Below are 24,727 nucleotides of genomic sequence, written 5' to 3' on the forward strand. Positions count from 1 at the left end.
GCCCACGTCCGCACCCCTTCCGACGGGAGTTCGAGTCTCTAGATAGTGGATGCTATCTTAAAGTCGTGCCTCAGCGAACCGCAACAACCAAGCCGAGCGGACCGGCGACGCGCCGCCCGCGCGGTGCCCCGCGCAGACTTTTGCTCGACGCCGCCCGGGACCTGTTCGCCCGCCAGGACTACCGGGGCACCACCACGCGCGAAATCGCCCAGGCCGCAAGGGTTACCGAGCATCTGCTGTTCCGCCACTTCGGCTCGAAGGCGGCGCTGTTCCGCGAGGCCCTCGTGCTGCCCTTCACCAGCTTCGTCGACGAATTCGGCCGGACGTGGCAGTCGGTCATCCCCGAGGAGACCAAGGAGGAGGACCTGGCCGGGCACTTCGTCGGGCAGCTCTACGACGTGTTCGTCGAACACCAGGGCCTGCTGCTGACGCTGATGGCATCGGACGCGCTCAGCGAGGAGGAGAAGGACGACGCCGGCATCGCCGACGTCCGGCGGGCGCTGAACGTGCTCGGCCAGATCAGCGCCGAGGGCATGCACCTCCGCGGGATGCGCTCGGATCACCCCGACCTGCCGGCCCACTCGACGGTGGCCATGATCGCCGGCATGGCGGCGCTGCGTTCGGCCTACTTCGGCACCGTGCAGCCGCCGCGGGAAGTGATCGTCGAGGAACTCGTCCAGGCGCTCCTGCACGGCTTCCTGCACCGTAACGACTGAAAACCACTGCGCCGGAAGGGATGCGAGCATGACGGGAACCAGCGCGATCGATCTGTACTACGACCCGTTCGACGTCGAGATCGACGACAACCCCTATCCCGTGTGGAAGCGCATGCGCGAAGAGGCGCCGCTGTATTACAACGAGAAGTACAACTTCTACGCGCTGAGCCGCTATGGCGACGTGGCCCGCGAGCTGCCGAACTGGGAGACCTACCGGTCCGGGCGCGGGACCACCGCCGACATCCTGTTCAACAACGTGCAGGTGCCGCCCGGCATCCTGCTGTTCGAGGACCCGCCGCTGCACGACCTGCACCGCCGCCTGCTGTCGCGGGTCTTCACGCCCCGGCGCATGCTGGCCGTGGAGTCGCTGGTGCGCAACTTCTGCGTCCGCGAACTCGACCCGCTGGTCGGCGCCGGCGGCTTCGACTTCATCGCCGACCTCGGGGCGATGATGCCGATGCGCACCATCGGCTACCTGCTGGGCATCCCCGAGGAGGACCAGGCCGGCATCCGGGATCGCAACGGCGCCTTCATCGAAATGGCCGCCGACCGCAAGCCCGGCGAGGTCGACCAGAAGATCTTCGAGGATGCCATCGTCATGTTCGCCGAGTACATCGAATGGCGCGCCAACCATCCCTCCGACGACCTGATGACCGAGCTGCTGCGCGCCGAGATCGACGAACCCGACGGCACGCGGCGCCCCCTGTCGCGCACCGAGGTGCTGGCCTACACCGCGATGATCGCGGGCGCCGGAAACGAGACCACCGCCCGGCTGATCGGCTTTTTGGGCCAACTGCTGTCCGACCACCCGGACCAACGCCGCGAGCTCGTCGACGACCCGTCGCTGATCCCCGGCGCGATCGAGGAGACGCTGCGCTACGAGCCCCCGTCGCCGGTGCAGGGCCGCTACGTGGCCCGCGACGCCGAGCACTACGGGCGCGTCGTGCCCGAGGGCTCGTTCATGTTGCTGCTCAACGGTTCCGCCAACCGCGACGAAAGCCACTTCCCGGATCCCGACCGCTACGACATCCACCGCCAGGGCGGCCACCTCAGCTTCGGGCAGGGCCTGCACTTCTGCCTCGGCTCCGCGCTCGCCCGGATGGAGGCCCGGGTCGCCCTCGAGGAGGTCCTCAAGCGCTGGCCCGAGTGGGAGGTCGACTACGCCAACGCCGTGCGGGCGCACACCGCGAGCGTGCGCGGGTGGGCGCGGCTGCCGGTCCTCACCCCGTAGCGGCGCCCTCGTCCACCAGGACGGCGCCCTCGGGCAGGTTGCCGAGCGTCTGTAGCGCGATCTCCTCGCCCCCGGCGGTGAGGCGCACGATCTGGGCCAGTTGCGCGGGCGCGTCGCACTGCAGGTAGTGGTCGGCCCCGGGCACCACCCAGTAGCGGTTGCGGCCGGGCTTGTTCTTCAGGTAGGTGTGCCAGACGTAGTTGGGCACGCGCAGCGGCGCGACGTTGTCGTGCAGGCCCCACACCACCGTGGTGTTGACGTCACTCGCGGAAAGCGCCTCCAGCCAACCGGTTTCGTCCGCGGAGCGCTCGTTGAGGTACTGGATCGTGTCCGGCAGCACGCGGATGCCGTCGTTGTGCGCGAAGCACTTGGCCAGCGCGGCGATCTCGGGGTCTTCGAGCGTGCGCCGCGGCATGAAGGTGGTGAACCCCAGTCCCGCCGCCAGCACCTCGGGCGTCGTCGCGGCCGCGGTGTCGCGGCCGGTCGCGGGGTCGAGCAGGGCGGTCTGGAACGCCGTCAGGTTCGACAGCGGCAGATAGATGTTGGCGTTGGTCAGGATGAGGTCGAGCGGCGCGCTGGGCGGGTCGTGGGCCGCCAGCATCCCGAGCGCGATCATGGCGACGCTGCTGCCGCGGTCGTGGGCGAGCATGCGGTATTCGGCCAGCCGCCACACCTGAGTGATCGCGTGGACCAGCAGCCGCGCGTCGTCGTAGAGCGAATAGACATGCGGCGCGGGCGGTTTGTCCGACAACCCGTACCCGGGGAAGTCCAGCACGAACATGTCGAACTCGGCGCCCAGCTCGCGGGTCAGGGCGAAGTAGTCGATGCTCGACGTCGGAAAGCCGTGCACCAGAACCAGCGCGGGCGCGCCGGGCGTGCCGCACCGGCGGCTGAACACGGTGAGCTCGCGTCCCTCGTTGGCGGCGGTCGTCGAGCGCCAGCGCAGTTCGGTCCCGCCGGCGTGCCACTCCGCGAAGATATCCAAGCCGTCAGCATAAGCCATCGCGCTAAAAACTACGGGAACGTGACGACGACCTTGTCCGCGGCTCCCGGCGTGGTCGCCAGTTCGAGTGCGACATCGACGTTCTCGAAGGGCACGGTGTGGCTGACGATCAGCTGGTAGCGCTCCCAGTTCGCCACGAGATCCTCGGTCACCTGGAAGATCTCGTCGGGATAGCCCATGCAGCCGACGATGGTGATCTCGTTGCTCATCACGTTGACGAGCTCGACGGGCACCGGCTCCTTGTGGACGCCGACGATGCCCAGGGTGGCGCCCTTCTTCGCGGCGGCCAGCGCGGTGTTGACGACGTCCGGCACGCCGGCGGCGTCGAGGTAGATGTCGGTGCCTGCAGCGGCCGGGTTACGGGGAAATGCAGTTTCGCCCTCGCCGTGTAACTCGACGAGGCGCTTCACGACGTCCTCGTCGGCGGCGTTGATGACGGCGTCCGCGCCGATCAGCAGCGCCTTCGACAGGCGGGCGGGGATGAGGTCCGCGACCACCACGTGGCTCACGCCGAGGGACTTGAAGGCCAGTGCGGCGCCCAGCCCGACCGGGCCGGCGCCGAGCACGACGACCTTGTCCGTCGGCTTGGGCCTGCAGCGGTTGGCGCCGTGGCGGCCGACGGCCATCGGCTCGTTGAGCGCGGCGACCTCCCACGGGATGTGGTCGGGGATGACCTCCAAACTCGTTCCGCGGACGGCGTTCTCGATCAGCAGGTACTCGGACAGCGCCCCGTCGGCGCCGCCGTTGCCGATGATGCCGCCGGGCGCGACCATGGGGTTGATCACCACGTGGTCCCCGACGGCGATGCCGGACACCTGATCGCCGACCTCGACGACCTCGCCGGCGGGCTCGTGCCCGAGCGGCATGCGGCCCTGGCGCGGCGGGACGCCGCCGATGGCGATGTAGAACGCGTCGGAACCGCAGATGCCGCAGGCGCGCATGGCGACGAGCACGTCGCGCGGCCCGACCCCGGGGCGCTCCGCGTCGCGCACCTCGGTCTTGCCCGGGCCGGTCACCATCGCCACTTTCACGGTGTGCCTTCAAATTCGATGTCGAAGGTGTCGAGGTACTCGGCGAAGACGGGTTCGAGCTTTTCCACGGTCAGGCCGTATTCGTCGAGGGTGTAGGCGTTGAGCGCGAAGCGGTCCTGGGGATGGTCGGCGAGCCAATTGCGCATCCGCGCTTCGGTTTCGGCGGTCAGCGGCTCGTCGGCCCACTCGTAGATGCGGCGCATCACGTCCATCGGGTCGCGCATCATCTCGTGATAGTACATGTGGAAGAAGCGGTCATCGCCGATGCGGTCGCGGGCCCGCAGCGGCCGCTCGACATGGTAGCGCATCTGTGCCATCGCGTTGCGCCCCAGGGCATTCGGATCGATCGCATCGGGGTGCAGCACCATGCCCTTGGGCAGCTTCCACAGGTTGCACAGCGAGCCCGTCGCCTTGTACGGGTCGCGATGCGCCCAGATGAGCCGGGCGTCGGGGAAGACCTTCAGCAGCGCGTCGATGTGCACCGAATGCGACGGCATCTTCAGGCTCCAGGCGCCCGGCGCGGTGGACTGCAGCACCTGCAGGTAGCGCTTCTGGTACTCGTAGGTGGTGGTCATGTCGGTCTCGTGGAACAGCCACTCGGCGTACCGCGACGTCGACAGGAACGAGTCCCAGGACAGGCCCTTGAAGTCCTGGTTGTGGATGAACATGTCTTCGGTGGGGCCGTCGGCGTCCTCCCAGTGCGGCAGCGCCACTTTCGCCTGGGTGACCATGTCCAGGATATTGCGTTGCTCGTCGAGCAGGGCGAGGCAGCGCGGGTCGGTGCGCAGCGTCTCGGTGGTCGCCGGCGGTATCGGGTGCACGCACTGCCAGTGCAGGAGCGATCGCCGCGCCGGGTCCTGGTCGAGCAGGTAGCTGATGACCGTGGTACCGGTGCGGGGCATGCCGAGCACGATCAGCGGCCGCTCGACGGGCGCGTCGAGGACCTCGGGGTGCTCCTGGATGTAGGCGTGGACCCGCAGCCGCCGGGCCAGCGCGTCGGTGGCGTCGGTGAGGATGCGTTCGCGGCCGAACGGCGTGAACGCCGGCGAGCTGTTGACCTCGTCGACGATGAGTTGCAGGCCCTCGCGCCATGAGTCGGAGTCGGCCTCGCTCAGGCCGGTGCGCTGGGCGGCGAGTTTGAGGACGTCGTCGGCGGACGCGATGTTGTCGTAGTCTTTGGGGTCGCTCATGGCTCAGACCGTCAGGTATCCGCCGTCGACGGCGATCGTGGCGCCGGTGATGTACGAGGCCGCGTCGGTACACAGGAACAGCGCCGCGCCCGCGCAGTCCTGGGGCGTTCCGGGCCTGCCCAGCGGGGTGTGGAAGCCGATCTCGACGTCCATGACCTCGGCAATTCCCATGGCCGGGTGCGTCATTCGCGTGTCGATCAGGCCTGGCGCGATTGCGTTGACCCGGATCCCGTCGTCGGCCCAGCGGCGGGAGAGGTTCATCGTCAGCGCGAGCAGGCCCATCTTCGACGAGGCGTAGCCGGGCACGAAGACGGCCGATCGGAACGCGGACATCGAGACGACGCTGACGACGCTCGCGCCGCCGGGCGCGTCGCTCGCCTTGAGGCGGTCGTGGCAGCGCATGGTCAGCCGCATGGGCCCGAACATGTTCTGCGTCACCGACGCCACGTAGCCGTCCGGGTCGTACTCGTCGCCCGCGGGGTAGGGCCCGCCGGCGTTGTTGACCAGGATGTCCAACTCGCCCAGGGTGTCCGCCAGCGCGTCGACGGAGTCGGGGTCCTGGATCTGGCACTGCCGGTAGGTGAACGCGCCCAGGTCCGTGTCGGCGTAGTCCGCGGCCGAGGCGCGGGTGCCGGTCACCGTGACCGCGGCGCCCGCCTCCGCGAACGCGGTGGCGATCGCGTTGCCGATGCCGCTGGTGCCGCCGGTCACCAGCACGTTGGCGCCGGCGAAGTCGAAGGTGACGGTGTTCATTCGCGCGCCCTCAATTCGTCGATGTTCTTGGTGAGCCAGGCCTTCTCCCAGAAGTTTTCGGTGCCGCGCAGCAGGGCCTCGTGGGCGTCGGCCGCGACCGCGCGCGCCGCGGCGTGCGCGGGCTGGGCGGCCAGCACCAGGTCGGTCAGGTGCAGCGCCTGCACCGGCCGCCCGGCGGCCACGTGGGCGCGCGCCGCCTCCGCGAGCGCGTCGGCCCCGGCGGCGCCGACCACGTCGGCGGCAACGGAATCCGGTGGCACGCCGTAGAGTTCGGTGGTGGAACGGTGCCGGAACCAGCCGGTGTAGTTCTCCCAAATCGCCCGCACGTTCCACGCGGTCTTCCCGTAGCCCTCGCCGATGTCGAGGTGCTCGGGCACCGCGACCTCACGCATGGCGGTGTGGATGTCGACGCCGGAATTCATCAGCTCGACGGTGCGGTCGTGCACGGCCTGCATGGCGTCGCGCAGCGCGGTGACCTCCTCGGCGATGCGGTCGGCGCCCTCGATGGGGGCGAAGTGGCCGGTGATCAGCCGCCGCGGCCCGTATGCCAGCACCGTGTTCAGCGACTCGATGTAGAGGATCGGGTCGCGATACCGGTCGCCACGGATGGTCATCAGGTTCGGCACGTGGCCGAACAGCGGGCCGAACAGGTTGCCGCTGAACAGGATCCGGTCCTCGGGCAGCCACACCACCAGCGCGTCGGTGGTCTCGCCGCCGGGCGTCCACGCCAGCTCGAAGGCGCGCCCGCCGATCGTCATCCGATGGCGTTGGTCGAACGTCGTGGTGGGCTCGGGAAACGAGAAATCAATGGTGGCGGGGTCGAGGGTCTTGAAGTGCTCGAGCATCGCGTCGGAGAACTTCCGGAACGCGAACGAGGTCTTGGGCACGCGGTAGCCCATGAGGCGTTGGTTGTCGTCGCGCCAGTACCGGTAGTTGCGGTGCATGACGACTGTGGTTTCGTCCGTGCCGTCGTCGCGTAGCGAGTGCACCCCGCCCCAATGGTCGGCGTGCCCCTGGGTGATGACGATCGCGCGGGTCGGCCCGGGCACATCGGCAAAGGCCTTGCGGTGCAAGGGGCCTTCGAAGACCAGGCCGCTGTTGACGAGGACCCGCCCCTCGCCGGTGGCCACCGCGTAGGCGTTGGAGACGCCGGGCGACACCCAGACGTCGTCGCCCAGGGGCAGGGCGGGGGTGTCGGTGGCCGCCGCGAGGTCTTCGGCACCCGGGCGCTCCCGATGAATCCCGGCCATGACTGGCGATCCTCTACAGTTCTAGAGGTAAAGTCAATAGCCATGGCATTGCAGGGTCTGGTGGACAAGGTCGCCGTCGTGGTCGGGGGCGCCACGGGCATCGGCGCGGCGACGGCCGCCCGGCTCGGCGCGGAAGGCTGCCGCGTGGTCGTCGGCGACATCGCCGCCGAGGCCGCGCGGGAGACCGCCGAGCGCATCGCCGCGAGCGGCGGGACGGCGACCCACGTGGCCTTCGACCTGGCCGATCCCGCCTCGGTCGCCGACCTGATCCGCGCCGCGGCCACCACCTACGGCGGCGTCGACCTGCTGTTCAACGTCGGCGCGGACATGAGCACGATCCGTTCGGACACCGACGTGGTCGCCATCGAATTCGACGTGTGGGACCGCGTGATGGCGGTGAGCCTGCGCGGGTACGCGGCCGCCATGAAGCACGCCATCCCGGCGATGCTCGGTCGCGGCGGCGGGGCGATCGTCAACATGTCCTCGGCCGCGGCGTTCCAGGGCGAGCCCGCGCGCCCCGCCTACGCCACCGCGAAGGCCGGAATCGGCGCGCTCACCCGGCATGTCGCGTCCCGGTGGGGCCAGGAGGGCATCCGGTGCAACGCCGTCGCACCGGGGTTCACCGCGACCGAGGCCATCCGCACGGTGCCGCAGTGGCCGGACCTGCAGGCGGCCGCGCTGAAGCGGATCCGCGGCACCCGGGTGGGGGAGCCCGCCGACATCGCGGCCCTCGTCGCGTTCCTGCTGTCGGAGGAGGGCGGCTGGATCAACGGCCAGGTCATCAACATCGACGGCGGGACCGTGCTGCGCTGATGGCCGGCAACAAGACACGCAAACGCGACGGCGACGAACGCCGCCGCGCGCTGTGCGACGCGGCGATCCGCGTGCTGGCCGAGCACGGCTCCCGCGGGCTGACCCACGGGCGGGTGGACCGCTATGCGGGCGTGCCCGACGGCACGACGTCCTACTACTACCGCACCCGCGCGGCCCTGCTGCGGGGCGTCGGCAAGCGCGTCGCCGAGATCGACATCGCCAACCTGAAGTCGGTGATCGACCGGCCCCTCGACCCGGAGTCGCCGTTCGCGCACCTGGCGGAGCTCACCATGATGCAGGCCGACGGGCCCGGGCTGATGCTCAACCGGGCGCGGCACGAACTGCTGTTGGGCGCCGCGCGCGACCCCAACCTCGCCGAGACGTCCCAGGCCTTCGTCGCCCGGATCAACGCCATGACCCGCGAGGCCGTCGCGCACCTGCAGCCCGGCACCGACGACCCGGTCCTGCTCGACGCGCAGACGACGGCAGTCACCACGTTCATCGCGGGCGTGTTCGCCCGGCTGGTCGCCGGCGACCGCACGATCGACGATGCGGGGCAGTTCGCGCGGTTGCTGCAGGCGGTGGTTACCGCGGTGGTGGCATCAGGCGCCACATCCGCACCGCGAAGCTCGGCATGATGAGTTGTAGAACTTGATAGCGCATGCGATAGCGCATTGCGAACTCACGGGCAGGTCACGTGAATCCCGAACGTAATCGGGTGGACGTCACCCTGATTCGGTGACACGCCGTCGCCCGTCCCGGTCACCGTGTAGCTGTTGCCGTCCTTGGCCGCCCGGACCTGGGTGGCGGACTGGGGCGCCTGGTAGGGCACTTGGTACTGCCCGGGCCCGACCTTGAGCGAAAAGCCGAAGCCGTCGACGGTCGGCGGCTTTTCGTCCGACAGCGCCAGCGACAGCGACGCCGAATCGTCGTGCACGCTGATGCGGGTGGTCAGGGTGCCGGTCTCCGGCGGTGTCGCATCGGCCTGCGCCGCCGAGCGCTTGCACTCGACCTGCGCCGTGATGGTGTGCTTGTCGCCGCCCGCCATGACGGTCGTCCTGGGCGGGGGCGCGCTCGAACTCGTGGCGGAAGCCGGCCGACCGCCATTGCCGGAGCAGGCCGGCAAACCGGCCGCCACCACGACCACGCCGAGCCCGGCGCCGGCGCGGGCAAGCCGCCGCCGTCGGTTTGAGTCGGTCATCTCACGTCCTCCCCTGGTCGTCACGAGGACTATAGAACCGCCCGTCTAGCGCCACGCCTCCCAGCTGACCATGCTGCGCAACGGCCCGGCGAAGACGGGCCGCACCGCGTCCGTTCGCCACCGTTCCTCGATCAGGGGCGCCAGGGCGTCGGCGGTGGTGAGCGGGTCGTCGTCGAGGTAGACGACGGTGATGTACTGGTGGTCCGTGCGCCAGCCGCGGGGCAGGTGGGTCCATCCGGTGCTCGATCCGAACGTCCACGCCCCGGCCGTGCCGGGCGTGGCGAGCAGCGCCGGATGGTGTTCGGCGTGCAGCCATTGCAGCCATCGGTCCGGGCGGCCGCCGGTGGGCTCCTCGACGATCAGCACGACGCCGCGGTGCGGCCGGAACGGCACCACCTCGGCGGAGACCAGCGCGTGCGGCGCGGCCTGCCACTGCAGCAGGCGCAGGCCGGCCACCTGCAGCGACGGCCGCACGGTGGGGAAGCGGCCGTTCTCCCGCAGCGCGCGGCCGAGCGCGACGAAGTCGTCGAAGGTCCGCTCGACGGGGTCGCCGACCAGGTAGTGCACCGCGTTGCCGATCTGCCCCAGCTCCCCGTTGGCCGCCAGGCGGTGAGCGGGATAGTCGCCGTCGGCGATCCAGCGCAGCCCGAGCACGATGCCGGGCAGCTGGTACTGCTCGGGCATGTGGTCCAGCAGGTGCCAGCGCAGGTAGCCGCCGTCACCTTCGGGCGCCGCGGCGGTGAGGCTGAAAACGCCTGCCCTGACCCGGATCACGTGCCCGGCCCGACCACGAAGCAGCGTCCGCCGCCGGTGGTGAGCAAGACCTCCTGAACCGTCGACGGAGGGACGCCCGAAAATTCGAAGCGGTGGACCTGTTGGCCGGCGGCGATGTCGGCGTCCTGGGACACCTGGGTGCCGTCCTTCCTGCGCACGACCGCGGTGACCTTGCCTGGCTTCGAAATGTTCTGTGGCTCATGGAAGTACCACACCTCGATCCCGGTGCCGGAGGACGTGGCCTGCCAGCCGTCGGCGTAGTAGCACGCCGGGTTGCCCTCCGCGTCCGGGGGAGGCGGCGCACATATCGACAACCCCACGCACGGTGTCGGCGCGCTGGTCGTGGTGGTCGGCTCCGCGGCGGTGGTGGCGCACGCGGACGAAACGCCGATGGCGGCGATCGCGCCAACGGCGCGGAAAAGGCGTGTGTTCATCCCTGCATGTATCCTCCGGCGTCCACGGGTATCGATTGTCCCGTGATGGTTCGGCTTTCGTCGCTGGCCAAAAACAACGCCAGGTTGGCGACGTCCTGCGGCGAGGAAATGTCCTGCAGCGGAACCCCTTTGAGGGTGCGCTCGCGCACGGTCGCGACGTCGACGCCCTGCTCGTCGGCCGTGCGTTGCATCCAGTTGCGCCACAGGTCGGTGTCGATCACCCCGGGCACGATGCAGTTGCACCGGATGCCGTGCGGGCCGACCTCGAGGGCAACGGCTTTGGTGAACGCGCGAAGCGACGCCTTGGCGGTGACGTAGTGGGTCTTGCGGACCATGCCGGTGTAGCCGACCGTGGAGGAGAAGTTCAGGATGACGCCGCTCCGGCGCTGCAGCATCGAGCGGTTGAGCACCTCGCGGGTGCACAGCATCGCCGCGGTCACGTCGATGGCGATGGTGGCGTTCCAGTTGTCCAGCGTCTGTTCCCAGATCCAGCGGTCGCGCCCGGGGGCGGCGGCGTTGTTGCACAGGATGTCGACGTGGCCGAACTCGTCGACCGCCCGCGCCACCATGGCCGCGACATCGTCCTCGTCGGTGACGTCGGCGCGCATCGCGATGGCGCCCGGCCCCGCCGCCTTCGCCGCCTCGCGGACCAGCTCCTCGCGCCGCGCGGCCAGTAGCACCCGGGCGCCCTCCGCGACGAACAGCGAGCCCATGACGGGCCCCAGCCCGGTGCTCGCCCCGGTGATGATCGCGACCTTGCCGTCCAGCCTGCGCACGCCGTAGACCTTAGCGTGAAATAACGACACGAAATCGCTGAACAAAAAGAACCGTAACGAATATTCAGCCGCGCCCCCGATAAGCGAAAATCGAATTCCACGTCAGCGCATCGGCCACGTACCAAGGCGGCGAGTTCGGCATTCATGGCAGGGAAATGGTGCTCAAGCCTTTTCGGGCCGCCCTCGTGGCGGCGCTCGCCGCATCCGCGGGCGCGGGCGTGGCCGCCGCCGAAACCGGGGACGCGCCGAACGTGACGACCAACGCCTGCGAGAAACGCACGCTGGTGCTCTCCGCCTTCCCGGCCGAGGCGGATGCGGTGCTGTCGCACACCGCGCTCGACCCCAGCCCGGTGGTGGTGGCCGACCGCCGGCATTTCTACCTCGGGACGATCGGCGGCAAGAAGGTGATCGTGGCGATGACCGGCATCGGCCTGGTCAACGCCACCCAGACCGCCGAGACCGCGTTCGCCCGGTTCACCTGCCCGTCGCCGGTTTCAATTGGGGCCGTGGTGTTTTCGGGCTTGGCGGGCGGCGGGGCGCGCGTCAACATCGCGGATGTGGCCGTCCCGGCCCGGTGGACCACCGACGGCGGCGCCACCTTCCACCCCGTCGACCCCGGCATGCTGGCCGCGGCGCAGGCCCTCAGCGTCGACCTGGAAAGCGTTGTCCGGCTGATCGACCTGAAGCGCGCGCCGCGGCTGGTGGTCGGCGGCGACGGATTCAGCACGGACAACAACAACGGCCGGGCGTTCCCGTGCATCCCCAACGGCGGCGACGTCTTCGGCTGCCAGCCCTGCAGCGCGCCGGACCGCTCGCTGTTCTACACCGGCAACTTCTTTCAGGCCGCGGGGCCCTGGCTGAAGAACGCGTTGATCTCCAACCTCAGCATCGCCTCGACCGCCAACCCGGCATTCGACGCGACCGACAACGAGACCGCCGCCGTGCAAGCGGTCGCCGACGCGCACGGGACGCCGTTCCTGGGGATCCGCAGCATCTCCGACGGCGCCGGCGACCCGCTGGGCCTGCCGGGTTTCCCGTTCGAGTTCTTCTTCTACAAGCAGATCGCGGCCGACAACGCCGCGCGGGTGACGGCGGCCTTCCTGCGAAGCTGGGCGCGCGTCTGAATCCGGCTGGCCCGCAGCCTATTCCGGGCCGCGGGCGACGGGTCGGGCCGGATCGGAACACCACTCCGACCACGAACCCGGATACAGCGCGGCCTCCCGGCCCGCCGCGGCCAGCGCGGCGATCGCGATGGCCGCGGTGACCCCCGAGCCGCAATAGACGCCCACGCCGCCGGCGCGGTCGGGCAGCAGCCGGTCGAGCGCCTCGCCGCCGAGGAACGTTCCGTCGCTGGACAGCACGGCGCCGCTGGGCAGGTTGCGCGCGCCGGGGATGTGGCCGGCGACGGGGTCGAGGGGCTCGACATCGCCGCGGAACCGCTCCGGCGCGCGCGCATCCAGCAGCGTCACTTCGCCCACCCGCTCGGCCGTCAACGTCGGTTTCGCCCCGGCGTACAGATCATCGTGGGGCACAGTCACATTGCCCGGTGGCGGCTCGACGGGGCCGGTGTCGAGGCTCCGCCCGGTCGCGCGCCACGCGGACAGGCCGCCATCGAGAATGCGCACGTCTTCCAGCCCGGCCGCGGTCAGCACCCACCAGGCGCGCGCCGAGCCGGCCCGGTTCCAGTCGTCGTACACCACGACCACGTCGCCGTCGCTGATGCCCCACCGTCGCGCGGCCGCCTGCAGGCTGGGCCCGGACGGCAGCGGGTGGCGGCCGCGGCCGGTCACCGTGTGGTCGCTGAGTTCGTCCTCGAGGGAGACGTACACCGCGCCCGGTAGATGGCCCTCCAGGTAGGCCGCGCGGCCGTCGGGGTGGTCGAGCCGCCAGCGCACGTCGAGGATCGCCGGCCGGTCGCCGGCGTCGATCAGGGCGGCCAGCTCCGCCGCCGTGATCAGCACCGCATCCCGTGGGTCCACGGGCGCACCACCTCCTTGGCCGTTGGGGCGAGCCTAACCGCGCGGCGGGGCGTAAACGCGCTCGGAAATGAGGGTGAACTTCTCGTTGCATCGGCGAGCCCGTGGGCTCGCCCGACTTAAACTCGACGAGAATTTAAAACGTGAACGGCGGATTGAACTTTGGCTTCCACGGGGCCATGGCGGGGGCGGGCCGTTGACCACGAACTCGCTCGCGCGCAACGATCGATTCGGTCGAACATCGGAAGTGATGGGGGCATGAAAAAGAAGATCTCCGCGTACGCATTCGGCGCGCTGCTGGCGGCCACGCTGGTGCCCGCCGCGGTCGCGCACGCCGACCCGATGGACGAGGACTTCACCAACTACCTGACGTCGCACGGCATCAACCTGCCGCCGGCCCAGGCGGTGACCATGGCGCACGCGATGTGCCGGGACCTCGAGGCGGGCTTCAGCCAAAAGGACGAGGTCGACCAGCTGGTCGGCGCGGACAAGCTCTCGCAGGCGCAGGCCGAGACCTTCATCGGCGCGGCCACCGGGGCCTACTGCCCGAACAAGCACAGCGCCGCCAAGCCGGCCGGCAGGTAGGGGCGCCAGCTAGCCGCCGGCCTCGGTTCCGATCCAGCGCTCCAGCGCGGCGCGCAGGCCCGCTTCCTCGGCCGCCCCGGTCCCGTCCGCCGCCCACGCGACGTAGCCGTCGGGCCGGATCAGCAGCGCCGCGGCGGGTCGGTCGGCGGCGGTCGCGGCGACGACGTCGACCCGGTCGGCCCACCCGCGCGCCGTGGCGGCGAACCCGCCGCCGAGATCGAGCAGCACCGGGCGGGCGTCGTGGAGCAGTTCGGCGACGCGCCGGCCGTCGCCGAGGGTCAGCTCGGGCACCGGCCAGCCCGACAGCGGGTGGTCTTCGCCCACGTCGGAACCCACGTCGTAGCGCACGTCGTTGCCGGCCAGCAGCCGCGCCATGTGGTTGGCGGCGTCGGGGATGCCGACGAGCTCGCCCAAAAGCGTTCGCAGCGCGGCGACTTCGGGGCCGGGTAGCATGAGCGCCGTCTGGGACAGCGAGTGCATCATGACGCGCTCGCCCACCGGGTGGCGCTCGGACTCGTAGGTGTCGAGCAACCCTGCGGGTGCCCGGCCGTTGAGGTGGGCGGCGAGCTTCCAGCCCAGGTTCATGGCGTCCTGCAGGCCCAGATTCAGGCCCGGACCCCCCATCGCGCTGTGGACGTGGGCGGCGTCGCCGAGCAGCAGGACGCGGCCGTCGCGGTAGCGCGAGGCGTGGCGGGTATTCTGCCCGTTGATGCGCCGAAGGGCGTGTGGCCCGGCGTCTTTCGGCTCCTCGAACGGCACGTCGACGCCGAGCACCCGGCGCACGCTGGCGCGCAGTTCGGCCAGGCTCATCGGGGCGTCCTCGACCGGCGGCTCGAACTCCAGCGTGCCGAACAGCGACCGGCCCGGTTCGAACTCGGCGTAGATCACCCCGCCGCCGTCCAGCCGAGTGTGGCCGAACGCGATCCGCCCGAAGCCCGGGACCTCCATGCCGCCGTCGCTGCGGCGCAGTTCGTCGGGGATGTGCACGTGCGCCAGCCGTCCCACGAGATTCGAGGTGGTGCCGGGGAAGTCGATGCCGACCGCCTTGCGGACCAGGCTGTGTCCGCCGTCGGCGCCCACCAGGTGCGCGGCGGCGATGCGGTATTCACGTTCGGGCGAAGAGACCGTCAGCGCAACGGATTCCGGGTCCTGGCGCAGGTCGACGAGTTCGTGCCCCCAGCGCAGGTCCACCCCGAGGTCGCGCGCCCGCTTCTCCAGCAGCCGCACCAGCTTGGGCTGCGGCATCAGCATCGCGTACATCGGGTTGTCGGGCACGCCGGCGAAATCCAGGGTCATCGCCGCGAAGATCCAGGCGAGCGCGGGTTGGGGCGGATTCGGGTCGCCGGTGAACTCCCGGTACAGCCCGCGCATGTCCAGCATCCGAACCACCTGTCCGACAAGGCCGTTGGCCTTCGGCTCGGAGCTGGGGCCGGGCAGGGCGTCCAGCACGACGGGCCGGATGCCGCCCAGGGCGAGCTCGCAGGCCAGCATCAGCCCGTTGGGCCCGGCCCCGGAGATGACGATGTCGGCGCGTTCGTCAGCCATGGTGTGCCCCCTTGCGTTTGGTGGGTTCGGGAAGGCCCGCGCTGACGGCGGCGAAGCCGTCGCGGATCAGGTCGGTGATCGCCACCGGCGGGTCGGCCCGCACGTAGGCGTCGGCCGCCGCGTCGCCGACGGCGCGCACCACCGCGACGACCAGCCGCGGATACAGGTCGCGGTCGGGGTCGGTGCCGGTGCGCTCGGCGACGGCGTCGAGCCATTCGTCGAACAGCTGCTGCCGCATCGCGTTTCGCACCTGCGGGTTCATCAGCAGCTTGCGGACCTCGACGAGCTCCCGGCGGCTGGGCACCCGGCTCTCCGGGCCGTAGAAGTCGTCGAAATCGGCCTCGAGGGTTTCCAGCACCGCGTGACTGATCGACGTCCACAGCGGCTCGCCGGCCGGCCGTTGACGCAGCGCCGCGACGCTGCGGCGCATGCGTTCGGTCTGCCGATAGGCCAGCGCCTCGTACTTGCCGGCGAAGTAGTTGTTGAACGTGCGCGGCGAAACGCCGGCCAGGGCGGCGATCTCGTCGCGCGTCACGTCGTTCAGCCCGCGCTCGAAGGCCAGGCGCAGCGCCGCGTCGCTGAGCGCGCGCCGGGTGTCGGCCTTCTTGCGCTCCCGCAGACCCGTCATGGGCACCACCGTACGCTGAACTTGCACGGTGGGCAATATTGCCTGACAGGCAATATTTAGGCAGTGCTTAGTCGTTGCCGGCGTTGAGGAGTTGCACTTCCTCGAGGTCCATCTCCTGCTGCAACTCGCGCAGGACGATGTCGTCGATCAGGTTCTGGTTTCGCAGGGCGGTGATTTCCCGGCGCTTGCGTTCGAGCACGCCGAGGCGCACCCGCCGGACCTTCTCCTTGCCCTTGACCAGGCGGGCCTGCGCCGAGGCGTCCTCGGTGGCCTCGGTGGCCAGGACGAGCGCTGCCTTTTCCTCGTATTCCTTTTGCAGCCGCCGCCGCAGGTCGTCGCTGACGCCGACCTCGTCGGCGACCGCCGGCAGCGCCTCGAGGGCCGCCTGGACGCCGCGGGTCCGGGCGAGCTGCAGCTCCTCGGCGCGGCTGAGGTCCTCGGGCATCTTGGCCCAGCGGACCACGGCCGGCAGCGTGGTCCCCTGCACCAGGACCGTCACCAGGATGACGACGACGACGATGAAGATCAGCAGGTTGCGGTCGGGGAACGGCGCGCCGCTGAGCGTCGTCGTGGGCACGGCCAGCGCCGCGGCCAGCGACACCGCCCCCCGGAACCCGGCCCAGGCGGTGACGAAGCGCTGCCGCAGGCTGACGCGGCGCTCGCGCTGCACCTCGCGGCGGTCGAGGAGACGAATCAGCACGGTGGTGGCCTCCCCCCACACGACGCGTGACGCGATCACGACGCCGGTGATGGCGAGGGCGAGGTAGGCGGCGTGGCGCAGCCCGCCGCCGACGTTGGCGATGCCGTGCACGGCGCCGGGGATCTGGACGCCGACGAACACCCACAGCGTGCCGTTGATCAGGAACGTCGCGATGTCCCAGAACCCGAACGCGGCCAAGCGGGACGGGGCCCGGATCACCACCGGCCCGGCGTAGGCGAGCACCAGGGCCGACACCATCACCGCGACCACGCCGCTGTCGTGGATCGTCTCGGCCAGCAGGAACGCCGCGAACGGGGTGAGCAGGCTCAGGGCCCCTTCCTCCTGCGGCGCGTCGAGTCGCTTGCGAGCCAGGGTCGCCAGCCCGCCGACGAACAGCCCGGCGGCGATGCCGCCGAGGTAGGACAGGACGAACCGGCCGGCGATCTCCGGCGGGCTGATCGAGGGCCCGCCGATCGCGACCTGGACGCTGAGCGCAAACAGCACCAGCGCGGTGCCGTCGTTGATGAGGCTCTCGGCCTTCAGCACGGTCAGCGAGCGGCGCGGCAGCTTCTTGGCGAGGCCGGCCACGGCGGCGGCGTCGGTCGGGGAGAGCACCGCGCCCAGCACGCCCGCGGCGTGCGGGTCCATGCCCAGCGCCCGCGCCGTCCAGGAGACCGCGGCCGCGGTGGCGATCACCAGGACGATGCTGAGGAACACGATGATGCGCGCGTTGGCCCGGATCTCGCGGAAGCTGGTGTTCAGGCCCTCCCAGTACAGGATCGCCGGCAGGAACAGCAGCAGCACGATCTCGCCGTCGACGTGCACGTGACCGAAATGCGGGATCAGGCCCAGCAGGCCGCCGAGCAGGATGAGCAGCACCGGGGGGCCCACGCGGTAGCGGCGGCCGATGACCGTCCCCACGATGACGGTGGAGACGAGCGCGACGATCATCACGAGGCCAAACACCTGCCCATCCTGCCGGACTCGGTCGGTTTGCGCCGCGCGGGCGCGATCATAGGAACATGGCGAATCGAGTACTGGTCACCGGAGGCACCGGCACCGTGGGTCGCGAGGTCGTCGACCGGCTCACGGCCGCCGGCAAGCAAGTCCGCGTTTTGAGCCGCGGGCGGCGGCGGCAGCAGCGCGGCGACGTCCAGCACGTCGTGGGTGACGTGCGCACCGGGGCCGGCCTCGACGCCGCCGTCGACGGCGTCGACGCGATCGTGCACTGCGTCGTCCCGGTGGAGCGCCTGGTCGCCGCGGCGAAGCGAGCGGGCTCGCCGCATCTGGTGTACATCTCCATCGTCGGCGTCGACCGGATCCCCTTCGGGTTCTACCGGTCATTGCTGGCCGGGGAACGGGTGATCGCCGAGTCCGGGCTGCCGTTCACTGTGCTGCGGGCGACGCAGTTTCACGATCTGGTCGCCGTGTTTTTGCGGATGCTGGCGAAGGGCCCGGTGATGATGCTGCCGTCGGGGATGCGTTTCCAGCCGGTCGACGTGCGCGAGGTGGGGCAGCGGTTGGCCGGACTGGCCCTCGGTGAGCCGTCCGGGCGGGCGCCGGACTTCGGGGGCCCGCAGGTGCGCGCCTTGGACGATCTCGCCCGCAGCCATCTGACGATCGTCGGCCGGCGCCGGCCCGTCGTGCCGATCCGGGTGCCGGGCAAGGTCTTTCGCGCGTTCCGCGCCGGCGAGAACCTGGCACCCGAGGGCGCCGCGGGCACGATCACCTTCGAGGAGTACCTGCGCGAGCGGGTGAGCACCGGCCAGCTGCCGTACGCCGACGCCCTGCGCGACTACCTGAGGATCCGCCCGCGTAAGGGGTCGCGGTGAGTGAGCAGGGGCGACTGAGCGGCCCCACGCTGCGCGCCGGCGTGTGGTTTCTGACGTTCGTGGAGGTCGTCGTCGGGGTGGTCGCGACGTTTTTTCCGCGGAGCTTCTACGACTGGGTGCCCTGGGTGGACCTCATCCCGCCGTACTCCGAACACCTGATGCGCGACTATGGCGCGATGAACCTCGGGCTTGCGTTGGTCTTCGCCGTCGCCGCCACCACGATGGAACGACGCCTGGTGCGGGTTGCGCTGGGCGCCTACCTGTTGTTCGCCCTGCCGCACCTGATCTTTCACGTCACCCATCTCGAAAACTTTTCGACGGCGGCCGCGGTGGGGCAGACGGCCATCCTCGCGGTCGCGGTGCTGCTGCCGGCCGCGCTGCTGATCCTGACTCGCCGGCACGGCAGCTAGTCGCGGTTGGCCCCCCTTCGCCGCGCGCACCTTGGCTGCGAGCACCGGGTTGGGATATTAGGGTTCGGAGGCGAACCGATGGGGAGGGTTTCGTTGAAGACCAGGCCGCTGCTGGCAGTCGTCGTCCTCGTGGCGTCGCTGGCCGTTGGCTGCGCGTTCGGGTCCAGGAACCCGCCGACGAGCAAGACGCTCGAGGTCCCGATGAGCGAGGTGCTGAAGCAGAGCCCGATCACGCAGAACGCCACGCTTGCGGTCGGCAACACGCTCACGGTGAAGCTGGGCTCGAACTACAGCACCCCGTACCGGTGGACAATCGACACGACGATCGGCGACCCCACGATCGTGAAGCAAACCAGCCACCAGTTCGTGCAACCGACCACCGACGCGCTGGGCGCGCCCGGCACCCAGGTGTGGACGTTTTCGGCGCTGAAACCCGGGACGACCACGATCAGCACCGCCTACGTCAGCATCGTCGGCAAGGACTCCAAACCGGCGTGCACGTATACCGCGAACGTGACGGTGCAGTAGCCGCTCAGGCCACGTTGGCCTTCAGCTGTGCGACGTACACCTCGGCCAGGAATTGCTCGACGGCCACGGCGGTGTGCGCCGCGCGGACCGAGCCGAAGATGTCGAAGGCGTGCTGGGTGAATGGGAGTTCGGCGTAGGCGACGGGGTTGTTGCTGACCTCGCGCAGCTTGGTGGTGAACGCGCGCGCCTGTTCGACGAAGGCCAGCGAGTCGTTGGTGCCGTGCAGGACGAAAAACGGTGGGGCGTCGGCGTTTACGTGGTTGATCGGCGACGCGGCGGTATAGGTCTGCAGGTGCGTCGCGGGCTTTTGTTTGATGATCGATTTGATCAGCAGGCCGGGCATCATCGGGTGCATGGAGCCGTCAAAATGGGCGAAGTCGTAGACGCCGTAGAAGGGGACCGCGGCCTGCACGCGGGTGTCGGCGTCTTCGAACCCGGGCTGGAACTGAGGGTCGTTGGGGGTGAGCGCCGCCAGCGACGAGAGGTGGCCGCCGGCCGATCCGCCGGTGATGGCGACGAATTCGGGGTCGCCGCCGTAGTCGGCGATGTGTTCCTTGACCCAGGCCAGGGCGCGCTTGACGTCGACGATGTGGTCGGGCCAGGTGTTGCGCGGGCTGTGCCGGTAGTTGATCGCCACGCACACCCAGCCGAGTTCGGCGAGGTGGCTCATCAGCGGATGTGCTTGACCGCGTTTGTTTCCCGTCGTCCAGGCGCCGCCGGGGATCTGGAAGAGCACCGGCGCCTTGCCGTTGGGGTCGAGGTCTTCGCGGCGCCAGATGTCCAGGTGGTTGGCGCGGCCGTACGGGCCGTTGCTGATGTCGGAGTCGTGGGCGTAGTCGCGGTAGATCCGCATCATGCGCAGCAGACCGGGGGCCTTGGCGGTGCCCGCGCCGTGGGGCCGCCGCCACAGGCCCTCGGAGTCGGTGCGCCGGGCGGGCCCGAGGCCCTCGTCTAGCGCCTTGGTCAGCGGCACGTTGGCCTGGTGGCCGGCGCGGCTGAAGTTCAGCAGGCCCGCCGCCGAGACGGCCGCGGTGAGCCAGGCCAGGGCGCGCACCGGCCGGTTGAGGCGGCGGGACGTCAGCGCCAGCCCGATGAGCTGGCTGGCCATCGTCTGCAGCGGCAGCTCGGTGACCACCAGGCCGAACATCCACGAGAACAGCGACGCGTATCGTTTGCGGGCCAGCGGACGGTAGGCGTTGAGGGTGGACAGGGCGGTGATCGCCGTGACCACCAGCGACGCGGCTTGCCGGGCCTGGTGGATGAGTCGAGCCTTCTGCATTCGGTCACCTTACGAGGTCGCCCGTAGACTCCGCTTTCGTGGTCCCCGGTGAGCGGGTGTTTCGTTATGTCACATCAGCCCCGGGCGTCCCTGGAAAAGTGGACACCCTGTCTGCCCACCTCACAGCGACAACGGCGGGGATAGCGCGCCAGGGTCGGCCCGTTGTCGCTGTGAGGTGGGCATTTGGCATGCGCCTGACTTCTTGTGACGCATGGGGTTTGGCGGCGCTCAGGCCTCTCCCGCTGCGAACAACACGTCCGGGTTCAAAATCCCCGCCGGGTCGAAGCTCTCCTTGATGCGGCGCAGCAGCGCCACCTTCGCCGGGTCCTCGAGCCGCAGAAAGTAGGGCGTCTTGGCGCGGCCCAGGCCGTGTTCGCCGGAGATCGCGCCGCCCAATTCCATTGCCAGCGCGAAGATGTCGGTCATTAACTGCTTCCGTTTCGCGGCGTCCTTGCAGATGATGGCCAGGTGCACGTTGCCGTCGCCGGCATGCCCGCAGCCCGCCGCGGCGCCACCGGCGGCCGAAGCCAGACCCCGCGCACCGGCGAGGAACTTCGGCATCGCCGAGCGCGGCACGACGGTGTCGATGATGTCGTCGGCGCCGATCGCCTTGGCCGTCCAGAACGCCTTCTCGCGCGCCTCGATCAGCTTGCGGGCCGAAACTCCTTCCAGCACATAGGCGTCGACGGCGCCCAGCGAGGCCAGCAGCTCCCCGGCCCGCTCAACGTCCTCGCCCAGCCGGCCAGCAGTCCGATTCTCTAGCGCCACAACAAGATACGCCTGGCAACTGTCGCGGATGGCGTCGGGGATGCCGAGTTCGAGGTTCTGGGTGTGGATGAGCGCGGCCATCGTCATGTTGTCGATGTATTCCACGATGTAGGGCCCGAGCCCGCTGGCCAGGACCTTGGGCACCGCCTCCATCACCTGGTCGAAGTCGGCGAACGCGGCGAGCAGGGTCGCGGCGTGGTCGAGGCGCGGGTGCAGCTTGACGATGACCTCGGTGGCCAGGGCCAGGGTGCCCTCGGAGCCGACGATGAGCTGGGTGAGGTCGTAGCCCGTGGAGATCTTGGCGATCCTGCCGCCGGTGCGGATGATCTCGCCCGTCGGCAACACCGCCTGCAGCCCCAGCACGTTGTGGCGGGCGATGCCGTACTTGACCGCGCGCATCCCGCCGGCGTTGGTGCCGACGTTGCCGCCGACGCTGGAGGACAGCTCGCCGGGGTGGACCATGTAGCGCAGCCCGGTGTCGGCGGTGGCGGCGTCGAGGGCGGTCAGCGTCACGCCCGGTTGGACGACGGCGACCTGGTTGGTGGTGTCGACCTCCAGGACCGCGTTCATCCGCTCGAACGAGATGACCAGCCCGTCCTGGCGCGGGATCGCCGCGCCGGACAGGCCGCTGCCCGAGCCGCGGGCCGTCACCGGGATGCGGCCCTCGGAGGCGGCCACCAGCAGCCGCGAAACCTCTTCGGCGGTGGCGGGTTTGGCGACGTACGCCGGCTTCTGCGGTGGCTGGGTCAGCTCCTCGTCGTGGGAGTAGTCGTCGGGGATCGCGTCGCCGGTCAGCAGGTTGTGGTCGCCGACGATCTCGGCGAACCGCGCCGTCGGGTCGCTCACCGAGGCTCGTCCAGCAACCGCAGCGGGTGCAGGCCGTCGACCGCGCCGACGAACGGCGGGTGGATGCTGTAGCCGAGCATGCGCTTGATGTCGTCGGAGAGGGTGCGGGCGACGTCGCGCGGGATCGAGAGCGTGAACGCCTCCATCGGGCGCAGCCACGGTTGGCAATACTGGGCCGTGACGGCCAGGCGCGCGCGCTCGGTCGTGTTCGCGCCGCCGCCGTGCCAGAGGGTGCCGACGAAGAGGACGCACGAGCCGGCGGGCATCACGACGGGCAGCGCGGGGTCGTCGTCGCCCGGGCGGCGCTTGCCCCAGCGGTGGCTGCCGGGATAGAGGACGGTGGCCCCGTTGTCGGCGGTGAAGTCATCGATGGCCCAGATCGTCGCGGCGGCCAGCGGTTCCCGCGGCCGCGGGATGGGGTAGAAGCCGTCGTCGTGGTGCGGCAGTTGCGCGGACTCGCCGGGCTGAATGTTGATGGCCTGCAACGCCGAAAGCAGGTAGTTGGGCATCAGCAGCCGATCGAGCACCGCCAGCACCCGCGGGTGATCGACCAGGCTGTCGCACACGCGCGTGCGGCTCAGCACGCTGTAGATGCGCTGGGTGCGGCGTCCCTCGAAGGAGTTGCGGCCGGTGGGGCCCAGCCAGGGTTCGATCGTGTTGCGGATCTGGCCGCATTCCTCGGCGGACAGCAGGTTCTCCCAGATGAGATAGCCGTCGCGGTCGAGGGCGGCCATGTCGGCGTCGACGATCGCGGGGTCCACCGAGGCGCCTGCGCTCGGCGTCCACTTGTGCCGGCCGGCCAGGTCGGTCTTGAGGTCGTCCAGCGTCGTGACAGGGTCGTCGTCGATGCTCACATATCCGACCCTGGACCCAACGTGACCACCGGTCAAGTGACGCGGAAGCGCTTTTGCCGCGACGTCGCCCCGGAGACCAATGCGACTCGGCTTTTCGGCAATCCGAGGTGGTCGGCCAGCAACCGGGTGACCGCGGCGTTGGCCTTGCCGTCGACCGCCGGCTCGCGCACGTAGATGGTCAGCTCACCGTCGGGACCGGTCTCCACGAGGGGTCCCTTGCGGCTGCCCGGCTTGACCGTGACGACGACGATGTCGGCCATGGGTCCGGCTAGCCGCGCTTGGGCGCGGGGGTGAAGGTGACCGGCAGCCTGCCCAGCCCGGTCATGCTCGGGTTGCCCAGGTATTCGTGGACGTTGTCGACGTCGACGCGGTAGTCGGGGATGCGGTCGAGGACCGCCTTGACCATCACCTCCGACATCAACCGGGCCAGGTGCGAGCCGATGCAGCGGTGCGGGCCGAGCCCAAAGGCGAGGTGGCGGTTGGGCGTTCGGTCGAGGATGACCTCGTCGGGGTTAGGAAATTCTGTTTCGTCGTGGTTGGCCGAGAGCCAGCTGATGACGACTTTGTCGTTCTTGCGCAGGCGCTGGCCGTTCAGCTCGACGTCTTTCGTGACGGTGCGGCTCAGGGTTTGGTTGACCGAGAAGTAACGCAGGAACTCGTCGGTGGCGGTGCGGTAGAGGTCCGGGTTGTCGATGAGTTGTTGCCTGATGGCCGGATGCGTGCCCAGGTGCCGGAGCGTCAGGGCGGTCTGGGAAGTGGTGGTGTCGACGCCGCCGCCGACGAGGTTCCAGATGATGTTGAGCAGCTGTTCGTCGGACAGGCGCCGGCCGTCGAATTCGAACTGGATGAGGAAGCTGGTCAGGTCGTCTTTGGGGTTGGCGCGTCGGGTGGCCGCGTAGTCGAGGACGCCTTGCATCATGGCGGGGACTTTGCCGATGGCGTCGAGGTATTCGGGGCTGTACTGGGGGGCGGCCATGGCGGCGTGGAAGAGGTTGGCGTAGAGGTGCCAGTTGTCATACGGCAGGCCCATCAGCTTCATGGTGAGGATGGCCGGGACCGGGCTGGCGTAGTCGAGGACGAGGTCCATGTGCCCCTCGTCGATTTTTGCGTCGAGGAACTCGTGGGCCTTGTCTTCCATGAACGGCTTGAGTTTCTGGACGGCGCCGGGGGAGAAGAACGGGGCCAGGGCGTGCCGTAGGGCCTGGTGGTAGGGGCCGTCGACCTCGCCGATGCCCAGGGCCGGCTGGCCCTCCGGCCGCGGGACGCCCATCTCGCCCTGGTAGTCGACGCCGTCTGCTGAGTTGGGTTCGTATTTGTGGGCGAAGGTGTCGCCGTCTCTGGCGGCGCGGCTAACCGCGGCGTAGCTGGCTAGGTACCAGAAGCCGTCGTAGTTGCGGTTCCAGGCGACCGGGCATTTGTGGCGGAGGTCGGCGTTGATGGCCAGCTCGTTGAGGTTGAATTCGTCGGAGTGATGATCGAAGTCGACGACGGCGTCGTCGGTGAGGCCGGGGCGGGTGACCATCGGGGAGCCCTCCAACCGAAACTGCTGATGTGCCGGTAGTGGCCGCTTATTACGCTATCTTTGCATTATTACGCTTTTGGGC

At 69.8% G+C, this 24,727-nt stretch carries 27 protein-coding genes; 9 read left to right on the forward strand and 18 right to left on the reverse strand.

From position 1 onward, the window contains the following. Window positions 1–65 precede the first annotated feature (65 nt). Window positions 66–716: a TetR/AcrR family transcriptional regulator gene (locus BST11_RS12400; RefSeq protein WP_083138259.1), complete on the forward strand. Its 651-nt coding sequence runs from the start codon at window positions 66–68 to the stop codon at window positions 714–716. A 28-nt stretch (window positions 717–744) separates the two neighbouring features. Next, entirely contained in the window at window positions 745–1,947 is a 1,203-nt protein-coding gene (locus BST11_RS12405; RefSeq protein ID WP_083138260.1) for a cytochrome P450, read from the forward strand. Here the strand turns inward: BST11_RS12405 and BST11_RS12410 are convergent. From BST11_RS12410 to BST11_RS12430, 5 genes are read right to left on the reverse strand one after another with little or no spacing between them, the layout of a single operon-like run. Beyond that, window positions 1,937–2,932: an alpha/beta fold hydrolase gene (locus BST11_RS12410; protein ID WP_083138261.1), complete on the reverse strand. Its 996-nt coding sequence runs from the start codon at window positions 2,930–2,932 to the stop codon at window positions 1,937–1,939. The two genes, BST11_RS12405 and BST11_RS12410, sit on opposite strands and share 11 nt — an antisense overlap. 29 nt (window positions 2,933–2,961) lie before the next feature. After that, window positions 2,962–3,981 carry a zinc-dependent alcohol dehydrogenase gene (locus BST11_RS12415; protein WP_083138262.1) on the reverse strand — a complete coding sequence of 340 codons (1,020 nt, stop codon included), beginning with the start codon at window positions 3,979–3,981 and terminating at the stop codon, window positions 2,962–2,964. Continuing rightward, window positions 3,978–5,171 carry a sulfotransferase family protein gene (locus BST11_RS12420; RefSeq protein WP_083138263.1) on the reverse strand — a complete coding sequence of 398 codons (1,194 nt, stop codon included), beginning with the start codon at window positions 5,169–5,171 and terminating at the stop codon, window positions 3,978–3,980. The genes BST11_RS12415 and BST11_RS12420 overlap by 4 nt, the downstream gene beginning before the upstream one ends. Before the next feature lie 3 nt (window positions 5,172–5,174). Next, the gene (locus tag BST11_RS12425; RefSeq protein ID WP_083138264.1) at window positions 5,175–5,924 is read right to left on the reverse strand and encodes an SDR family NAD(P)-dependent oxidoreductase; all 750 of its coding nucleotides are present in this window, start codon (window positions 5,922–5,924) and stop codon (window positions 5,175–5,177) included. After that, window positions 5,921–7,174: an alkyl sulfatase dimerization domain-containing protein gene (locus BST11_RS12430; protein WP_083138265.1), complete on the reverse strand. Its 1,254-nt coding sequence runs from the start codon at window positions 7,172–7,174 to the stop codon at window positions 5,921–5,923. Before BST11_RS12430 ends, BST11_RS12425 begins: the two co-directional genes overlap by 4 nt. Window positions 7,175–7,216: 42 nt before the next feature. On the opposite strand from BST11_RS12430, the gene BST11_RS12435 reads away from it, so the two are divergent. Together BST11_RS12435 and BST11_RS12440 are read left to right on the forward strand one after the other, a co-directional pair. Continuing rightward, the gene (locus BST11_RS12435) at window positions 7,217–7,987 is read left to right on the forward strand and encodes an SDR family NAD(P)-dependent oxidoreductase (RefSeq protein ID WP_083138266.1); all 771 of its coding nucleotides are present in this window, start codon (window positions 7,217–7,219) and stop codon (window positions 7,985–7,987) included. Beyond that, window positions 7,987–8,625 (forward strand): TetR/AcrR family transcriptional regulator, encoded by a 639-nt coding sequence (locus tag BST11_RS12440; RefSeq protein WP_372509715.1) that lies wholly within the window; start codon window positions 7,987–7,989, stop codon window positions 8,623–8,625. Before BST11_RS12435 ends, BST11_RS12440 begins: the two co-directional genes overlap by 1 nt. A 44-nt stretch (window positions 8,626–8,669) precedes the next feature. Here the strand turns inward: BST11_RS12440 and BST11_RS12445 are convergent, their stop codons facing one another. Genes BST11_RS12445 through BST11_RS12460 form a run of 4 tightly spaced genes read right to left on the reverse strand, consistent with a single transcriptional unit; the run spans window position 8,670 to window position 11,172 of the window. Next, window positions 8,670–9,188: a lipoprotein LpqH gene (locus BST11_RS12445; RefSeq protein WP_083138267.1), complete on the reverse strand. Its 519-nt coding sequence runs from the start codon at window positions 9,186–9,188 to the stop codon at window positions 8,670–8,672. A 45-nt stretch (window positions 9,189–9,233) separates the two neighbouring features. Further along, entirely contained in the window at window positions 9,234–9,959 is a 726-nt protein-coding gene (locus tag BST11_RS12450; protein WP_083138291.1) for a hypothetical protein, read from the reverse strand. Then, window positions 9,959–10,396 (reverse strand): hypothetical protein, encoded by a 438-nt coding sequence (locus BST11_RS12455; protein WP_244897628.1) that lies wholly within the window; start codon window positions 10,394–10,396, stop codon window positions 9,959–9,961. The genes BST11_RS12450 and BST11_RS12455 overlap by 1 nt, the downstream gene beginning before the upstream one ends. After that, window positions 10,393–11,172 (reverse strand): SDR family NAD(P)-dependent oxidoreductase, encoded by a 780-nt coding sequence (locus BST11_RS12460; protein ID WP_067321028.1) that lies wholly within the window; start codon window positions 11,170–11,172, stop codon window positions 10,393–10,395. Before BST11_RS12460 ends, BST11_RS12455 begins: the two co-directional genes overlap by 4 nt. Window positions 11,173–11,330: 158 nt before the next feature. Here BST11_RS12460 and BST11_RS12465 point away from each other — a divergent pair, with 158 nt between their 5' ends. Then, window positions 11,331–12,296 (forward strand): 5'-methylthioadenosine/S-adenosylhomocysteine nucleosidase family protein, encoded by a 966-nt coding sequence (locus BST11_RS12465; protein WP_244897629.1) that lies wholly within the window; start codon window positions 11,331–11,333, stop codon window positions 12,294–12,296. Window positions 12,297–12,314: 18 nt separating this feature from the next. Here BST11_RS12465 and BST11_RS12470 read toward each other — a convergent pair whose 3' ends face one another. Further along, entirely contained in the window at window positions 12,315–13,151 is an 837-nt protein-coding gene (locus BST11_RS12470; RefSeq protein WP_142276315.1) for a sulfurtransferase, read from the reverse strand. Window positions 13,152–13,406: 255 nt separating this feature from the next. Here BST11_RS12470 and BST11_RS12475 point away from each other — a divergent pair, with 255 nt between their 5' ends. Beyond that, window positions 13,407–13,733, forward strand: coding sequence for a DUF732 domain-containing protein (locus tag BST11_RS12475; protein WP_083138269.1), 327 nt, complete (start codon window positions 13,407–13,409; stop codon window positions 13,731–13,733). Between the two features lie 9 nt (window positions 13,734–13,742). Here BST11_RS12475 and BST11_RS12480 read toward each other — a convergent pair whose 3' ends face one another. The 3 genes from BST11_RS12480 to BST11_RS12490 all read right to left on the reverse strand — a co-directional run bounded on the left by BST11_RS12480 (window position 13,743) and on the right by BST11_RS12490 (window position 17,572). Continuing rightward, entirely contained in the window at window positions 13,743–15,278 is a 1,536-nt protein-coding gene (locus tag BST11_RS12480; protein WP_083138270.1) for an FAD-dependent monooxygenase, read from the reverse strand. Continuing rightward, window positions 15,271–15,906: a TetR/AcrR family transcriptional regulator gene (locus BST11_RS12485; RefSeq protein WP_083138271.1), complete on the reverse strand. Its 636-nt coding sequence runs from the start codon at window positions 15,904–15,906 to the stop codon at window positions 15,271–15,273. The genes BST11_RS12480 and BST11_RS12485 overlap by 8 nt, the downstream gene beginning before the upstream one ends. Before the next feature lie 67 nt (window positions 15,907–15,973). Further along, window positions 15,974–17,572: a Na+/H+ antiporter gene (locus tag BST11_RS12490; protein ID WP_083138272.1), complete on the reverse strand. Its 1,599-nt coding sequence runs from the start codon at window positions 17,570–17,572 to the stop codon at window positions 15,974–15,976. Window positions 17,573–17,628: 56 nt separating this feature from the next. Between BST11_RS12490 and BST11_RS12495 the strand changes: the two genes are divergently transcribed. The 3 genes from BST11_RS12495 to BST11_RS12505 all read left to right on the forward strand — a co-directional run bounded on the left by BST11_RS12495 (window position 17,629) and on the right by BST11_RS12505 (window position 19,376). Beyond that, window positions 17,629–18,438, forward strand: coding sequence for an SDR family oxidoreductase (locus BST11_RS12495; RefSeq protein ID WP_083138273.1), 810 nt, complete (start codon window positions 17,629–17,631; stop codon window positions 18,436–18,438). Beyond that, window positions 18,435–18,848: a hypothetical protein gene (locus BST11_RS12500; protein WP_244897630.1), complete on the forward strand. Its 414-nt coding sequence runs from the start codon at window positions 18,435–18,437 to the stop codon at window positions 18,846–18,848. The genes BST11_RS12495 and BST11_RS12500 overlap by 4 nt, the downstream gene beginning before the upstream one ends. Window positions 18,849–18,941: 93 nt before the next feature. Continuing rightward, a complete protein-coding gene (locus BST11_RS12505; protein WP_083138274.1) occupies window positions 18,942–19,376 on the forward strand; it encodes a protease inhibitor I42 family protein in 435 nt (144 codons plus the stop codon). 4 nt (window positions 19,377–19,380) lie between these two features. Here BST11_RS12505 and BST11_RS12510 read toward each other — a convergent pair whose 3' ends face one another. The 5 genes from BST11_RS12510 to BST11_RS12530 all read right to left on the reverse strand — a co-directional run bounded on the left by BST11_RS12510 (window position 19,381) and on the right by BST11_RS12530 (window position 24,645). Continuing rightward, window positions 19,381–20,655 carry an alpha/beta hydrolase gene (locus BST11_RS12510; protein WP_083138275.1) on the reverse strand — a complete coding sequence of 425 codons (1,275 nt, stop codon included), beginning with the start codon at window positions 20,653–20,655 and terminating at the stop codon, window positions 19,381–19,383. A gap of 228 nt (window positions 20,656–20,883) precedes the next feature. Further along, on the reverse strand, window positions 20,884–22,269 hold the full coding sequence (locus BST11_RS12515) for an FAD-binding oxidoreductase (RefSeq protein WP_083138276.1): 1,386 nt from the start codon (window positions 22,267–22,269) through the stop codon (window positions 20,884–20,886). Next, window positions 22,266–23,123, reverse strand: coding sequence for a phytanoyl-CoA dioxygenase family protein (locus BST11_RS12520; protein WP_083138277.1), 858 nt, complete (start codon window positions 23,121–23,123; stop codon window positions 22,266–22,268). Before BST11_RS12520 ends, BST11_RS12515 begins: the two co-directional genes overlap by 4 nt. A 32-nt stretch (window positions 23,124–23,155) precedes the next feature. Further along, window positions 23,156–23,383 (reverse strand): DUF167 domain-containing protein, encoded by a 228-nt coding sequence (locus tag BST11_RS12525; RefSeq protein ID WP_083138278.1) that lies wholly within the window; start codon window positions 23,381–23,383, stop codon window positions 23,156–23,158. 8 nt (window positions 23,384–23,391) lie between these two features. After that, window positions 23,392–24,645 (reverse strand): cytochrome P450, encoded by a 1,254-nt coding sequence (locus tag BST11_RS12530; RefSeq protein WP_083138279.1) that lies wholly within the window; start codon window positions 24,643–24,645, stop codon window positions 23,392–23,394. Window positions 24,646–24,727 lie beyond the last annotated feature (82 nt).

Origin of the sequence: Mycobacterium alsense (assembly GCF_002086635.1) — a bacterium.
GTDB classification, from domain to species: Bacteria; Actinomycetota; Actinomycetes; order Mycobacteriales; family Mycobacteriaceae; genus Mycobacterium; species Mycobacterium alsense.